Source organism: Varibaculum sp. C0165D1, assembly GCF_056590355.1.
The window spans coordinates 33,649-49,016 of record NZ_JBWPVY010000001.1; the positions used below are offsets into that span (position 1 = coordinate 33,649).

The window sequence follows — 15,368 nt, forward strand, 5'->3', positions numbered from 1 at the left end:
TACGATTGTTAAGCAATAGTCATGAGTAACCGCAAGTTACGGGAAGGTTCTATGCTTAACTTCAATAATCAACCTGGCACCTTGTCAGCAGAGAAAACTGGTGGCGCGATTCAGCAGTCTGCCAGTTTTCTTAAGAGGCTGCTGATCGTCGCCCTTTTCTGTGCCTTGAGCTTTATGCTCTCAGCGCCTTCCTTGGTGCAGGCCGAGGATTTGCAGGAGGGGACGCCGGCGGAGCAACCAAGCACTAATGTGCAGCCAGTAGACACCGCAGCCCCTGCCAAGCTTATAACCAGTGCAGCACCGGAAAACCAGGCACCTGCCAAAGCGAATACCCAGGCGGACGATGGCCTAGAGATAGGGGCGGAGATTGGTGGCGGGGCGGTTACACGGGGTACTATACCGGCACCGACCATTGGCAAAGTCTTTTACGATGCCACAACTATTTCTGGCGCTAATGTACAACGAAAAAGAGTTGGCGGAAAGACTGTAAGGTCGACTGTATATGTGACCCTAAAAGATAAGGATGGTAACGTAAAAGCCACTGTTCACGTTACCCCTAAAAGCGGAACTAGTTGGACGGTAAATCTACCTGAAGGCGTTACTGTAGCAGCAGGCGACACCGTGACGGCCTATCAAACTTTTGATGGCGTTACTACCTCTGATGTGGTGACCGCAAACGCTGAGCCATCAATGGCAAGTGGTTATAAAGACAAAATCAAAATGCCAGTAGGAGAAATTTGGATTGAACACACGAACTCCAACCAGATAAATAACGATGAGCAAGCAGAAGCTATTGAAATGCTGAAGAACGCCAATCCGAACATTGCAAATGACATTGACTTTGACCCTAAAAAAACTAAATTCTCTATCGATGGCACGGAACACGCCTACTATGAAGTGACCTATACCGATGGATCAACCTCCGGAAAAATTGAAGCTCCGGACCTAAAAATCAGAACGGTAGTGGACCATTCTGAGGCTCCGACAATAGAGAAAGTCCAGGTAACAGACGGACAGATTATCGTTACATTTGCTAACGCGGTTGCCGCAGGTACGAAATTTCAATTTGTCAAAGAATTTAGGGATGGAGAGGACGGGAATTTTTCCCCAAATGGAAGCTGTATAGTGGACAAATCTGACTCAAAAGAGATGTCTCAAGCAGTAACCGTTAACGGCACAACAGTTACTTTCCCAATCACGGATAAGGTTAACGATTTAAAACTCGGAAGAGAGTTCGGTATCGTTGTAAAAGAGCCACATAAATTCCGTTCTTGCGGGAAGTCTGAGCCGGTAATAACAACCCCCGACAAAGTTGCCGTGAGAGATCCTCACAAATTAACGGATGCGGATAAACAAGCCATCGATAAAGCTATTCGAGATGCCAATACGGTAAATGGTAAGTCTAAACTCCCCGACGGAACGGGATATATACACGATCCTGCGTTTATCGAGTTTGATAAAGACGGAAACGTTACAATAATCAGTCCTAATGATGTGGAAATTGAGGGTTGGGATAGTAGTTACACCATTCCGAAATTTGCAAAAAATCCCGATGGAACCTATAAAGTAAAAGATGGAGCCAAAGTCACTAAATTCCCGGCGAAAGATCTGGTGAAGAATCTAAAACCTGATTCTCCCAAGATTGCTGTTAATACCGACGATGGCAAAGTCACCATTACTCCACCGGCTTATAAAGATCCCGGTGATGATACGGATTTGATATCCTATACGGTCAGTTACAATGATGACAAAGGGAATAAACATTCCGTTACTGCGACAAGAGATTTGAAAACTAATAAATGGAGCGGACCGGGTGTTGATGAGAACACCGGTGTGATAACGCTGAGTGTCGAAGACGTCAAAGTCGGGGGAACCATCACGGCAACCGCTAAGGATAATGGTGGCCTTGAGGGTGACACCGATAAGCTTGATTCGGATGAGAAAACCCAGACGCTCGAAACTGCCATTGTTAGCTACGCTGGCAACGGCGGCACCGGCGAAATGACAGGTAAGACCGTAAATAAGGGCACTGAGTATGAGATTCTGCCCAATGCGTTTACGGCTCCAGAGAATGAAAAGTTTAAGACCTGGCAGATTGGTACAACCGAACACAAAGCAGGAGAAAAAATCCGAGTTAAGGAAAACACCACTATAAAAGCCATTTGGCAGGACATCGAGGTGACGGTTTCCTATAAAGCTAATGGTGGCAGTGGCAGTATGGATTCTGCGACTATGAAGAAGGGCAGTAAATATACCCTGCTTGAAAGCACCTTCACTGCTCCGGATGATACCCAAGAGTTTAAAGCCTGGGAAGTTGACGGCAAAGAGGTCCCTGCGGGCACCGAGATCACCGTTGACAAGGACACCGAAGTGAAAGCCCTCTGGAAGAAAATCCAGGTGAAGGTCAGTTACGATGGTAACGGTGGCAAAGGAACTATGGAAGGTAAGACCCTAGACAAGGGCAGTAGCTACACGGTGTTGCCTAACGCTTTCACTGCTCCTGATGACACCCAAGAGTTTGATACTTGGGAAGTTAATGGCCAGAGGGTTGAACCCGGCACTGAAATCAAGCCTGACAAGGATACCGTTATCAAAGCCCTCTGGAAGAAGAAGATCCCGGTTACCGTTACTTACGACGGAAACGGTGGCAAAGGAACTATGAAAGAAGATAAGACCCTATACAAGGGGGACACCTACAAGGTGCTTGCTTCTACGTTCACTGCCCCGGAGAACCAAGAGTTTGATTACTGGGAAATTGACGGTAAAAAAGTTGCAGCGGATACCGAGATCACTCTCACCAAAGACACCGTTGTGAAAGCCATCTGGAAAGACATCATGGTTGACGTCAGCTTCGACGCAGGGGAAGGCTCCGGCACTATGGACAAGGAGACCGTTAAGAAAGGTAGCAAATTCAAGCTGCCTGCGAGCGGCTTTACCCCGCCAAGCGGCAAGGAATTCAATGGCTGGGAAATTAACGGGAAACCCTACAAGGCCGGTGACGAGATCACCATTGAAGGTGACGTGACGGTTAAAGCCCTCTGGAAGGACAAGCCAGTTCCTCCCTCGACTACTCCGGGTAATCAAAAGCCTGGAGACCAGGTGAAACCGCAGCCGAAACCGCAGAAACAGCACCCGACTGCAGCTGGGGAGCTGTCAAGGACCGGAGCTAACGGGATGTATTCCCTGTACTCCGCAATCATTATGCTGGCAGCCGGCAGTCTGTTCGTGATTAGCCGCCGGCGGCGCGCTCAGCGCTAATCCCAGCGAAACACCATAACTAAATAACTAAAAGCCGCTCATAAGCAAACCGCTTATGAGCGGCTTTTAGATTTTTCCTGAGATTTCTAGGAATTCTCAAAAACACTTACTTAAAAATATTCATCATGTACAGTGATTCTTGAATCCAGATGGATGGCCACGCTTTAAGCGTAATGTCCTTCGACAGGTCTCCAGGCAACCGGATCAATCGTAAGTCGGTGCCCTCGAAGGAAGATTCGCCCTCTCGGGAATGCCGGGTTGGGAACTACGATTTTTAGGAGGCCATCATGGCTCTTGATACGAATAACACTGTAACTGAGGTTCTCGCGCGCTTCGAGGCCTCGCGCAATCCGCTTCCTACCGAGGCTCCCACTCAGGCTCCTACTCCGGTAGAAGTCCCGGCGGAAGAATCTCCGATGGGGGATCCTTGGGAGATGGAACGCACCGGTATCCAGTGGTGCGACTGCGGGGAAGACCACGAGCTAGATCGCATCGATGCAGAAATCGACCTGGAAGAACTGGGATTCTTCGAGGGGGATCTGGTACCGCATCTCGCAGTCTGTGCAGAATGCCAGAAGATGTGGAACTACGTGGAGGTTTGCGAATTCTTCTACGATCACGTCGCCTATAGCGCGAAAGAGGTTGGAGTGGCCTAGGAATTAGGTCCAGGTGGTTTAAGCGTTGACCGTGTATTCTTGTCTCCGTTGTTCCGCATATTGTCGTGGGCTGAGGTAGCCCAGCGAGGAATGCGGATGGAAGTCATTGTAACGCCGTGACCACAGATTTACGAGCAGGCGAGCGTGCTCCAGGTTCTCGATACTGTTGTCCTCTAACAGCTCGTCTCTCATCCGGTTGTGGAACGATTCAACGAACCCGTTATGCCATGGCTGACCGGGCGGGATAAACGCTTGGATTGTCCCATCCTCGGTTGCCCACTCTTGCAGTGCGTGAGAGATGAATTCGGGGCCGTTATCCATCCGGATCACCCTGGGACGTCCACCATGCTCGAGGCAGGCAAGGTCGAGCAGTTCAATCACCGAAGCAGCATCAAGCTTCCTATCAACTACGAAAGCGACGTGTTCGCGGGTTTCAGACACTCCCAGATTATCCCGCAGACGATCCTCAACAAGCCTGACAGCCCGCTCCCCAAAAACTTTTATATAGTTCCTTGGCATGCGAAATCCTCTCACAAAAACCTCGGAACAAAACCCGGGATGCTTCAACGCCGAATCCTTGCTGTGCGGGGGGAACCTTGTGAGATACTAAATTATGACTATCGCTGAATGGATTGTGCTCGCGGTTCTCGTGCTAGTTGGATTTGCCATTTGGTGGCATTTCTCTCTGCGAAGGAGAATTGACAAGAGAATGCATGAAGCTCCGCCCGAAGAGCGTGAAGCTTTGATGAAAGTTCAACGAGATATTGATCGTGGCAAGGCGGCGAGCCAGGGATTCTTCTTCTAGGTACCGTAGACTGCGACTCGTCTACAAGGAATGTCTGATGACTGGGCTTGGCCAGGATCGCGCTAACCAGAGACCTGTGGCAGCCAAATTAGTTGATCCGTCTGTGTGAGTATTCGGTAGTCACGATAGGGCGCCCAACGCATGAACTTTGGGTTCGGACACGAGAGTTCTTCTCGGAGGTCTCTTGATACCCTAGTCTGCGCTCTGTGGGGATACTCGTTCGAGAACGAGATCCGGGTCAACGCCGGACGTACTCACTTCGATGAGTCTTTCACCACCCTCTCAGCACAATTGAATCGAGTAGTTCTTAGTGAGTGCTGGGATCTGTGAGGATCTGAGCCGTCGTCAATCCTGATTCCCTCAACTCCCGTGATTTGTCGAGCTTACGAACAATTTGTTCGGGCGTGTGCTTACTGAACTTTTTCACCATTGCTCCATTCTCCCCACCTAGTGGCGGGACATCAATGGACAACACTCAAGTCACCTGGACCCAAAAACCAAGGACACTCCAAGGTAAACGGCGAAGTCGCTGCCGCCTATCCTTACCCGGTGGCAGTCGACATTATCGGCTACTTTTACAAAACCTGGCAGGGGTGTCCCCGCGAGGTTTGCGAGGGTGGCTACGATCCGCTCAGTGACCTAGCAGGCGGCTTAGATTCCTGACTCTCGCCTCCTGCCTGCCGCAAGCGAGCAGGTAGAGTCGCGCAAAGTCTTTCCAGTAGCGTCTTTCGTGATTTTCCGCTCTGGAAGCCTGGGTGCTCTGGCTTGGCACCCGCCCTTGCAGCTCCCGCCACCACGCCCTTACAGACGGTGGCGGGAGCACCCCCTTCTCTATATAACCTTTTACTAACAAGAGTTCGCGCAGCTGTAGCATAGAGTGGTAACGAGGTGCTTATTTACCATGCTATGAACACGCCGACCAGGAAATTTACTCGAGAAATTCAGAATCTACAAAGGAGGAAATAATGGCTAAACCTGACGAGCTATTTACCGGTGCCCGTAGCGATGAAGAAGTTGTTTCCCGATTTGGAATGACTCTTGATGAGGTTGAATCAGAGGCAAAACAAGTTGAAGACGAAAACGTCGACGACGGTCTTACCGGAGTTTTCTACTACGGTTCTCCGTTAGACCGGCATGAAGCACTTTTTGGGCAGTTAAAGCGAGCATGCTAGGAGGGGCTTTGAGGCACACGGCTACGGACACCCTCATCCAGTTCTATGATTCTCCGCTGGGAAAACTTGCCATGCGCAGCGATGGCAGCGCGCTGATCGGGCTGGGGCTGGCGTCGCAACAGGCTGCGGTGTCAGCTATTGCGGGCACCCATCCTCAGGAAAAATCTTTGCCCATATTCCAAGAAACATCTCGTTGGTTAGATAGCTATTTTCGAGGACACGCGCCCTCGTTTACCCCAAAGCTAAAGCTCTCGGGTTCGGACTTTCAGAAACAGGTTTGCGAAATCATGCTCACCATCCCGTTCGGGGAAACCGTTACCTATGGGGAGATCGCTGCCCAGATAGCACGCGAGAGAGGTATCCCGCGAATGTCAGCGCAGGCAGTTGGGGGAGCGGTAGGAGCAAATCCGATTCTGATAATTGTTCCTTGCCACCGAGTAATCGGTGCGGGCGGAAACCTCACCGGCTACGGTGCCGGGATGGAGCGAAAAATCCAACTGCTAACCCTAGAAAAAGTCGATATGACCAATCTGTTTGTGCCAAAGAAACAGCCGCTACCAAAGAATCGGCGCCCTCGTCCCTAAATAAAATTCGTAGGCAGCCTTACATAGCTACCTCAAGCCAGGGTACTATCTACATTTAGCCTTTAGCGGGGCTGGAGGGCGAGATCAAAACCTTGGGCGCGCACCGTATTTAGCATTCCGCGGCGCAAAGGCGCATCCCGCAACATGATCCGGGTAAGGCTATCGGTGAAAGTATCCGAGCGTTTGCCATGTGCCCGAGTGTCATAGTAGGTAGTCATTTCCTGGTCGTAATCCGCGAACGCTTCCAGATACGAGTCTTCAAAGCAGTCATAGGAGTCCTCAAACATACGCAGTTCCAGAGGCATCCGCGGCTTTAACTGAGGTTGTTGCCCCGGGTAGCCAAACATTACCCCCAGGGCGGGAAAAGTCAGTTTCGGGAGCTGCAAAATCTCGATAATGCGCGCCGGGTCGTTCAAGATCGATCCTAAGAAACAGGTACCTAATCCCAGGGATTCAGCGGCATTCACCAGGTTTTGAGCCATCAGCACCGCATCGGTAAAGCCCTGGAAAAACCCGTCCATGCCGCGCACGCTAGCTTTATCCGCACCCTTTTCCTCAACTATCCGGTAGGAGCGGTACAGGTCGGTGAGGAATATCCACAGCTGCGGAGCCTCGGCAATGTAGTCCTGATTGGAAACTAAAGAAATCTGCCGCTTCTTTTCCGGATCATTCACCTGAATAATCGAAGCCATTTGCACCCCGCACGAGGTAGCGGTGCGCCGGGTAGCCTCTTTCAGCTGCGCTAATACCTCTGGCGAGATTGGTCGAGAATCAAAACGCCGCATAGAGCGGTGTGCTAACTGGTGTTCAATAGTTTCAGACATGAGTTCTCCTAAAATCTTCGCCAATGTTGCGTGCGGTTTAGCCGGTTTCTTGTCGTTAAGTTTAACCTACCTGCTGGTTAACTTGCAGAGGTGACCAGATGGGTAATATAGGCGAGGACGCTAACGGGAAGGGGGATTCATGATTAGACCAATAAGAAACTTTCAAAGAGCCGCTATCGATCATCCCCATGCGCAAAGCCTAGCCGGTCCCCGGGGACATTTTTCTGTGGCCGACACTTGGTCGCTATCGCAATATTTAATGCTTTACCTGCAAGAACAGGGAATAGTTAGCGGGGATCGGGTGGCGATTTGCAGTGCAAATAGCGAATATCATCTATTGCTTTGGCTCGCTTGTGACCAGATAGGAGCGGTATTCGTTCCCCTCGCCAAAGCCGCCGCGCCTGCCGATCTACGCCAGATGCTCGCCGACTGCGCCCCGCGGCTGCTCTTTAGCGACCAGGAAGAAGATCTGCCGTTAGCTGCCGACGCCCTCCCTGCCGCAGAAACCGCATCCTTACAGGGGAGTGCCCCAAGTAAACCGCTAGTCGTAAATCTCACTCACCTGCATGAACGTCTCTTGAATGCTCATAGGGAGCAACCGTTTTCTCCCGGGGAACTAGCTAGCGAGATTGCTCCGGTAGCCGAGGGTGAACTCGCGGCAATCATCTATACTTCCGGGACGTCTGGGCGCCCCCTGGGGGTGGAGCACTCCCGCGAAACCATGTATTGGGCGTGGGCGAACTATCGCGATGCTTTTGACTACCGCAACTCCGATACCGGGTTGGCGCTGGCGCCGCTGTCCCATATCGGCGGGTTTAACGGCACCACCAACGATATTTTCTGTCACGGCGGAAAAATAGTGGTGATTGCGGGATTTTCTCCGCTTACCGCCGCCCGAATTATTCGCGAAGAGCAAGTTACTATCGGTTTCGCGGTTCCTACCATGTTTACTGGGATGCTAGATGCTCTCGAAAAAGAGGCGGGGGAGGAACTTACGGAAAATCCCTTTCCGCATTGGCGCCGTCCTCTGATTGGAGGCGCGCCCCTACCGGCAGCCTTAGCCGGGCGGATGGAAAAACTTGAGCTGCGTCCTATCCAAGTATGGGGAATGACCGAAACCGGAGGTGCGGGCTGCTACCTGGGAATAAACGAATCTTTGCAGCACCCCGAGGCCGCCGGGCGCCCCTTCACCTATTCTCAGGTGGCGGTACGCGATCAGGAAGGCAAGGTGTTACCCGCAGGTAGCCAAGGGCAAATCACTATCGGCGGCCCGCATGTATGCACAACTAACTATCCGGGCAAAGTCATCAGTGCTATCGAGGGGCAAATCGAAACCGGAGATATTGGCTTTATCGGTGAAGACGGGTTGCTGCGCCTATCCGGGCGGGCAAGCGACCTAATCATCAGCGGCGGGGAACATGTATTTCCCGCGCAGGTCGAGGACGCGCTCTCAACTTTCCCCGGCATCGGGCAGGTCGCAGTAATCGGCCTGGAGGATGAGTATTGGGGTCAGCGGGTCTGTGCAGTAATCACCGGAACCGCCACCCTCGAGGATCTTAAACCGTTCCTAGCAGGTAAAATAGCCGCCTACAAGATTCCCAAGCAAATAATCCAAGTAAGCGCGCTACCCCTAAACAGCGCCGGAAAAGTATCCCGCCAAACCCTCCGCCAATCACTAGCAGCGAGCAGGGAGTAAGTTTTTGCTCCCTGCGATACCCAGGTATTTAACCCGGATTTCGGGGCGTGAGGTAAAAACTGCCCCATTGTTCCGTTCGTATCCCCAAACGTAACTTAAACCCCGGGAAAACTGTGGTGGTTCGGTGCGGCCGGTACAAATTTGAAAGCTACTAATGATTGACTAAGGTAGGCCTTACTTGTTAGGATTTTGGTATGGAAAATGCGTCTTCTTTGCCTCAATCTGATCGTTCAACCAGTACCGCGGCCGGGCATTGGGTGCTCGCTCGTGCCGGTAAGCGAGTGCTTCGCCCCGGCGGGTTGAAGCTGACGAAACGGATGTTGAGTGCAGCCAATATGCAGGGAAAGAAAATCGTGGAGTTCGCTCCCGGGCTGGGTCGTACTGCCCAATTAATCGTGAGCGAAGGCGTAGCCTCTTATGTTGGTGTTGATCAGGATCCGGCGGCAGTCGCCCGGGTGGAAGCCATAGTCAAACCCCACGGCGGAACAGTCATTAATGCTAAAGCGCAAGACACCGGGTTGAGTAGTGAAAGCGCCGAGGTAGTGGTTGGTGAAGCGATGCTAACCATGCAAGGTGAGAAAGCTAAGGCCGAAATCGCTGCCGAGGCATTTCGTCTCCTCAAACCAGGGGGTCGTTACGCCATCCACGAGCTAGGGCTCACCCCAAATAATATTGACCCAGAGTTGGCTGATGGGTTACGCAAGCAATTAGCCCGGACGATTCGAGTTAACGCGCGCCCGCTGACCGAGAATGAATGGCGTGCGGTACTCACGAATGCAGGTTTTGAGGTGGAATGGAGAGGTTTTGCGCCGATGGCATTACTATCGCCCAGGCGTAACCTGGCTGATGAAGGTATCTTGGGGGTTGCCCGGATTATCCGTAACCTAATCCGGGATAAAGACCTACGAGCCCGGGTCCTTCAGATGCGATCCACTTTCAACAAATACCGCGATCACCTGAACGGAATCGCTATAGTAGCTAAGAAACCATCCAACTAAATTATCTCCCTAATCACCTGAAAGGTAACCGTTATGAGCGCTGAAACTCCAGCATCCCCAGCCCTAGGCTTTATTAACAATCTAGCTAATGAAATCGAATACGCGTCAGGCTCAACTGTCTCCAAAACCTTGCTGCGCGCAGAGGGCGTCAACGTCGTGCTATTTTCCTTCGATGCCGGCGAGGAACTTTCCGAGCACACGGCTGCAATGCCGGTGCTCGTCGAAACCCTAGAAGGGGAGCTCGAAATCACCGCCGAAGGTAAAACGGTGACCCTACTACCTGGTGGTTTAGTCCATTTCACCACCAGATTGCCGCATGCCGTTAAAGCCATTAAGCCATCAAAAATGGTGCTCTACATGCTGGCAAGACCGCAAAACTAATCTCGACGGATAAGAGTCGCAGGGAGTAAGTTTTTCCTCCCGCCCAAGAATTCGGAAAAAGACTGCAGGCATTTTCCGAATTCTTATGCCCACCGCGCCCACTCGGATAAAACTTACTCCCCGCGACCACCCAGGTGCGCGCAACTGAAAAAGTTATTCTCACGCGTCAGAGCCCAACCGCATAGGAACGGTTACTCTATAGAGAAATCACATATTTTACTTTTATCTTTCGGGCCGGGTAGCTCCCCGCTAAACAAGCTGCAACATCAGCATGGGGAAAGTTATCGCTGGGAGAAGTGAGAAGTATCCACCCAGCAGGATAGGGCTCAGAAAGACAAGTCTTCCGGGAACGTGCGAGCTGTGATGCCGAACAGGGGCTGGGAGAATAGGTTTTATCCGAGTAGGTTAGGTGGGCATAAGTCGGGTTAAATCTCTAGGATTTAACCCGACTTGGGCGGGAGGAAAAACCTATTCTCCCAGCCTAAATAACACGAACAGATTTTCCGGAAACGGTCACTTAGTACGAGACGCTAGCAGGGCGGAGGCTTCTTGGCGCGCGGTGCCTTCCTCCGCTAGTTGCGCCAGATTAGCGGGCAACTCCCGGCCTTTCGCCTGCATGGCCCGCGCCCACAGCCGCCCTGCCCGGTAGGAAGAACGTACCAAGGGGCCTGCCATTACCGCCGAAAATCCCAGTTCATAAGCATATTTTGAGAGTTCCACGAATTCCGCGGGCTTGACCCAGCGATCGATGGGGTGATGTAGAGGGGAGGGCCGCAGGTATTGGGTGATGGTCATAATATCGACTTTGGCATCTTTCAAGGCGCGCAGGGCGGCCTCGATTTCTTCGCGAGTTTCTCCCATCCCTAAAATCAGGTTCGATTTGGTAATCAAACCGGCATCTGAGGCGGCCTCTAAGACCTGTAGGGAACGCTCATAACGGAAGGCGGGACGAATCTGCCGGAAAATCCGGGGTACGGTTTCTAGGTTGTGTCCGAATACTTCGGGTCGAGACGAGAACACTTCCTCTAGCGCGCCTTGGTGTCCCCGAAAATCATCTACCAGCAGCTCTACCCCGGTATTGGGGGATTTGGCGTGAATCTGGCGAGCAGTTTCTGCATACAGCCAGGAGGCTCCATCGGGCAGGTCATCGCGGGAAACTCCAGTGACCGTCGCGTACCGCAGACCCAATTCGGCAACCGAGTCCGCGACTCGGCTCGGTTCCTCACGGTCATATTCGCTGGGGCGCCCAGTAGCGATATCGCAAAAGTCGCAGCGCCGAGTACAGACCGCTCCGCCAATCAGGAAGGTGGCTTCTCGATCCTGCCAACATTCGTAGATATTGGGACAATTGGCTTCCGCACAGACGGTGTTTAGCCCGGAGCGGCGCACCAAGTGCCGCATATCCATATAGTTCTTACCGGAAACTACCTTGGTTTTTATCCAGTCTGGCTTGTTTTCGATGGGGCTAAGGGCGTTCCGTGCCTCTACCCGCAATAGCTTGCGGTCTCCCACTTCAGGAAGTGTAGACATTTTTGCCCTCCCCACGTTGTTCTTCACCTCTAAAGTAAGGGGTGTCTAAGTTGCGATGCAAACTAGCTATCACCGGGGCGCGCATGGAGGCCACGGTTTCCTGGCAGCCTTGTTCGCTCATAGAAGTTACCCAAGCATCGGCGAGACCGCAGGGAATAATCCGAGCGAAATCACTAAAAGTAGGGTTCACGTTGAGGGCGAAACCGTGCATGGAAGCACCGCGAGCGGTATGAATCCCGATGGCAGCAATCTTCTTATCGATTTCACCGGGCTGCACAATCCAGGCACCTGCCCGCCCCTTAATCCGCTGCGCCTGAATCCCGTAGGGCTCCAAGGTATCGATAACTACCTGTTCCACGGCGCGAATAAAGCGAATAACATCCAGAGGCTGCGGTAACTTCACTATCGGATAGCAAACCAATTGCCCCGGGCCATGCCAAGTAACGGAACCACCCCGATTCACCTCGATCACCGGCACATCTTTATTAGGCACATCTTCCGGTTTGGTATTGCGCCCCACGGTGAAGGTAGGGGAGTACTGCACCAGCAGAGCAGTATTTTCTCGCGTTCCTGCTGCTACCTCGCCGTGCACCTGTTTATGCAGTTTATCCAGGCGGCGGTAGTCCTGAAGTTCGGCGGTTAAATCCAAAATTTGCACGCCTTACAGCCTACCTGCTTTAGGTAGATCCGGTCGCCTCAAATAGGGTTTTCGGAGGTGCTATAAGCTAGCAATGAAATCAGCCAGGATTTCTTCTACCTGTCGGGTTTCCACCAAGAAGCCGTCATGACCGGAGGAGGAAGTAACTTGCCGGTACTGGGCTCCGGGAATCTGGCGTGCCAGTTCCGCGCATTCTGCTACCGGGAATAGGCGGTCGGAATCGACCCCGATAACTAGGGTAAGCGCGGAGATAGAGCCGGCGGCGCGGCGGGTGCCGCCGCGCCCGCGCCCGATATCGTGAGTTATCATCGCGCGAGTTAGCGTCCGATAAGAACCGGGATCAAAACGCTGCGTCAGTTTTTTCCCGTGATAATCCAGGTAGGACTCCACCGCATAACGCCCGCCCGCCAGGGGATTTTCACCGCATTGGGGATCATTGCCAAAACGGGCATTTAACTCGCCGGCGGTGCGATAGGTGGCGTGCGCGATTTGCCGCGCCAGCGCCATACCGGGGTTACCCGCTTCTTTATCGGCCGCTAAATAGTAGTCGCCACCATCAAAGGTGGGATCTAGCTCTTGGGCACGCACCTGCATATGCGCCCAACCGGTCTGGTCAGCGCTGGTCGCTGCGGCGGTAGCGACCAGCGCCAAGGCCCGTACTCGGCGCGGATATAGGCACGCCCACTCCAGGGCACGGAATCCTCCTGCCGAAGGCCCGACTATCAATGCCCACGACAACACCCCCAGATGTACCCGCAGCTTGTTTTCGGCGCGCACCTGGTCACGAGTAGTGATTTCTGGAAACCGCGAAGCCCAGGGTAGACCATCGGGGGCGGGCCAGGCCGGACCGGTTGACCCCTGGCATCCCCCTAGACAATTGGGAGCGACCACAAAGTAGCGATCAGTATCAATCGGTTTACCTGGCCCGACTACCCGTTCCCACCATCCGGCAGTGGGATGCGCCGCGGTTTGCGCCCCGCTGACATGAGAATCGCCAGTTAGGGCGTGTTCAATCAAGATCGCATTGGAGCCATCTGCATTCAGTTTCCCCCAGGTCTCATACGCCAGATATGCGCCTGGAAGGCTGCCCCCATTTTCTAAGGGCAGTTCCCCCAGGGAAACAAACTGGCGGTCACCAGGGTCATCACCGGGTAGCCAGGCGGGATTACTTGCCCAGTTGGTGCCGGGGTATTGCTGGCGGGGATTAATTTTAATGCCCTGAACACTGCTTTTTATAGCCGTTTGCATTTTGATTCCTCTCCCAAGTCTTATCTGGATCTTGTTGAAGATCGCTATTTTTTAATTGCCGTGAATCCGGCCTCGAGATCGTTAATAATGTCGTCTACGTCCTCTAACCCGACAGATACCCGGATAGTGGATTGGCTGATTCCCGCCGCCGCTAACTCTTGTTCATTAGCTTGCGAATGGGTCGTGGACGCGGGGTGGATAACTTGGGAACGCAAATCTCCCAGATTCGCCACGTTGGTCAGTAAAGTTAAGGTATCGACGAAAGCCTCCCCATCAGCGCGGTCGCCCTTGAGATCGAACGCCAAAACCGCGCCGGCACCGCCGGGGGCATACTTTTGCTGCAAACCATGGGTGGGAGAAGACTTCAGACCCGAATAGTTTACCGATGCTACCTGCGGGTGTGCCTCCAAGAACTCTGCCACTTTCTGAGCGTTCTCTACGTGGCGTTGTACCCGCAGCGAGAGGGTTTCAATCCCAATATTCACTAGGAAAGAGTTAAAGGGGCTGGCCGCAAAACCAAAGTCCCGCAGCCCCTGCACCCGGGCTTTCACAATGAACGCGGCCTGCCCCAAGTCTTTATAAACCAAGCCGTGATAGGAGGGATCCGGCTGGTTGAACTGGGGGAAACGTTCCGGGTCAGCGCCCCAATCAAAAGAACCCCCATCAACGATTGCCCCTTGGATAGAGTTTCCATGTCCGCACAGATATTTCGAGGCCGAATGCACCACAATATCGGCTCCCCACTCTAGGGGGCGGGTCAAATAGGGAGTAGCTACCGTGTTATCCACGATAAAAGGAACCCCGACGCGGTGCGCCGCCTGCGCCACGGCCTCAATATCGAGAAAATCATTCTTCGGGTTGGGAATGGTTTCTCCAAAGAACGCAATCGTGCGGTCATTGGCGGCCGCCTCCCACTGCGCTGCATCCGTAGGGTCGGCAACAAAAGTGGTGGTGATGCCATAACGCGGAAGGTTATTGGCCAGGAACGCGATGGTGCCTCCGTATAGCGAAGGGGAGGCAACGATATTGTCCCCAGCCTCAGCAATCGTCAAAATAGTTAGGGCAATCGCAGCGGCCCCCGAAGAAGTCGAAAGCGCTCCCACTCCGCCCTCTAAGGAGTTAACTCGCTCCTCGAAAACCTCATTGGTGGGGTTATTGAGGCGAGTGTAGATGGGGCCGGGTTCTTTCAAAGCGAAGCGATCCGCTCCCTGTTTCGCGTCCTTAAACACGTAGCCGTTGGTTTGATAGAGGGGAGGAACCGGAGATCCTACTTCTTTATCGGGTCGGTATCCGGCGTGAATCTGGCGGGTATTGAAACCCCAGTTTTGCTTAGTCATTTTCTTTTATCCTTTTAAAAAGTAGATTTGGGTTTTTATAAAACGTTTGCCAATAGTCCACTTCGGATAAAGAAAAAGCCCGGCAAGGCAGTCCAAAGGGACTTTCTTTGCACGGGCAAACGCGTCGCCGCCTAGGGGCGGACTGAGAAGAGCTGACCGTGCGGGTCAGCTGAACATTCGACGTGTCATGCCCCTAAGATAACCCAGGGTTCCCCGGCGAA

Annotated in this window: 14 protein-coding genes; 8 read left to right on the top strand and 6 right to left on the bottom strand. The window is 52.8% G+C overall.

Annotation, left to right across the window (positions count from 1 at the left end):
• The first annotated feature begins 21 nt into the window (after window positions 1-21).
• On the top strand, window positions 22-3,258 hold the full coding sequence (locus tag AC1EKS_RS00150; protein ID WP_481008249.1) for an InlB B-repeat-containing protein: 3,237 nt from the start codon (window positions 22-24) through the stop codon (window positions 3,256-3,258).
• 287 nt (window positions 3,259-3,545) lie between these two features.
• Complete coding sequence (locus AC1EKS_RS00155) at window positions 3,546-3,914, top strand: hypothetical protein (RefSeq protein WP_481008250.1); 369 nt, start codon at window positions 3,546-3,548, stop codon at window positions 3,912-3,914.
• A gap of 18 nt (window positions 3,915-3,932) precedes the next feature.
• On the opposite strand, the gene AC1EKS_RS00160 is transcribed toward AC1EKS_RS00155, so the two are convergent.
• Window positions 3,933-4,433, bottom strand: coding sequence for a transposase (locus tag AC1EKS_RS00160; protein WP_481008251.1), 501 nt, complete (start codon window positions 4,431-4,433; stop codon window positions 3,933-3,935).
• Window positions 4,434-5,169: 736 nt separating this feature from the next.
• Between AC1EKS_RS00160 and AC1EKS_RS00165 the strand changes: the two genes are divergently transcribed.
• From AC1EKS_RS00165 to AC1EKS_RS00175, 3 genes are all read left to right on the top strand, one after another.
• Window positions 5,170-5,382, top strand: coding sequence for a hypothetical protein (locus tag AC1EKS_RS00165; protein ID WP_481008252.1), 213 nt, complete (start codon window positions 5,170-5,172; stop codon window positions 5,380-5,382).
• Between the two features lie 302 nt (window positions 5,383-5,684).
• Window positions 5,685-5,891 (top strand): hypothetical protein, encoded by a 207-nt coding sequence (locus AC1EKS_RS00170; RefSeq protein WP_481008253.1) that lies wholly within the window; start codon window positions 5,685-5,687, stop codon window positions 5,889-5,891.
• A gap of 8 nt (window positions 5,892-5,899) precedes the next feature.
• Window positions 5,900-6,475 (top strand): methylated-DNA--[protein]-cysteine S-methyltransferase, encoded by a 576-nt coding sequence (locus tag AC1EKS_RS00175; protein ID WP_481008254.1) that lies wholly within the window; start codon window positions 5,900-5,902, stop codon window positions 6,473-6,475.
• Window positions 6,476-6,537: 62 nt separating this feature from the next.
• Here the strand turns inward: AC1EKS_RS00175 and AC1EKS_RS00180 are convergent, their stop codons facing one another.
• Window positions 6,538-7,299, bottom strand: coding sequence for an NADPH-dependent oxidoreductase (locus AC1EKS_RS00180; protein ID WP_288817156.1), 762 nt, complete (start codon window positions 7,297-7,299; stop codon window positions 6,538-6,540).
• Window positions 7,300-7,438: 139 nt separating this feature from the next.
• Between AC1EKS_RS00180 and AC1EKS_RS00185 the strand changes: the two genes are divergently transcribed.
• From AC1EKS_RS00185 to AC1EKS_RS00195, 3 genes are all read left to right on the top strand, one after another.
• Complete coding sequence (locus AC1EKS_RS00185; RefSeq protein ID WP_481008255.1) at window positions 7,439-8,995, top strand: class I adenylate-forming enzyme family protein; 1,557 nt, start codon at window positions 7,439-7,441, stop codon at window positions 8,993-8,995.
• Window positions 8,996-9,189: 194 nt separating this feature from the next.
• Window positions 9,190-9,993 (top strand): methyltransferase domain-containing protein, encoded by an 804-nt coding sequence (locus tag AC1EKS_RS00190; RefSeq protein ID WP_481008256.1) that lies wholly within the window; start codon window positions 9,190-9,192, stop codon window positions 9,991-9,993.
• A 33-nt stretch (window positions 9,994-10,026) separates the two neighbouring features.
• Entirely contained in the window at window positions 10,027-10,374 is a 348-nt protein-coding gene (locus tag AC1EKS_RS00195) for a cupin domain-containing protein (protein ID WP_481008257.1), read from the top strand.
• Window positions 10,375-10,887: 513 nt separating this feature from the next.
• On the opposite strand, the gene lipA is transcribed toward AC1EKS_RS00195, so the two are convergent.
• The 4 genes from lipA to AC1EKS_RS00215 are packed head-to-tail and all read right to left on the bottom strand — an operon-like array spanning window position 10,888 to window position 15,147.
• Window positions 10,888-11,904 carry a lipoyl synthase gene (gene lipA / locus AC1EKS_RS00200; RefSeq protein WP_481008258.1) on the bottom strand — a complete coding sequence of 339 codons (1,017 nt, stop codon included), beginning with the start codon at window positions 11,902-11,904 and terminating at the stop codon, window positions 10,888-10,890.
• On the bottom strand, window positions 11,888-12,562 hold the full coding sequence (gene lipB, locus AC1EKS_RS00205) for a lipoyl(octanoyl) transferase LipB (protein WP_481008259.1): 675 nt from the start codon (window positions 12,560-12,562) through the stop codon (window positions 11,888-11,890). Before lipB ends, lipA begins: the two co-directional genes overlap by 17 nt.
• 60 nt (window positions 12,563-12,622) lie before the next feature.
• The gene (gene metX / locus AC1EKS_RS00210) at window positions 12,623-13,810 is read right to left on the bottom strand and encodes a homoserine O-acetyltransferase MetX (RefSeq protein ID WP_481008260.1); all 1,188 of its coding nucleotides are present in this window, start codon (window positions 13,808-13,810) and stop codon (window positions 12,623-12,625) included.
• Between the two features lie 44 nt (window positions 13,811-13,854).
• A complete protein-coding gene (locus tag AC1EKS_RS00215) occupies window positions 13,855-15,147 on the bottom strand; it encodes an O-acetylhomoserine aminocarboxypropyltransferase/cysteine synthase family protein (protein WP_481008261.1) in 1,293 nt (430 codons plus the stop codon).
• Window positions 15,148-15,368: the final 221 nt, after the last annotated feature.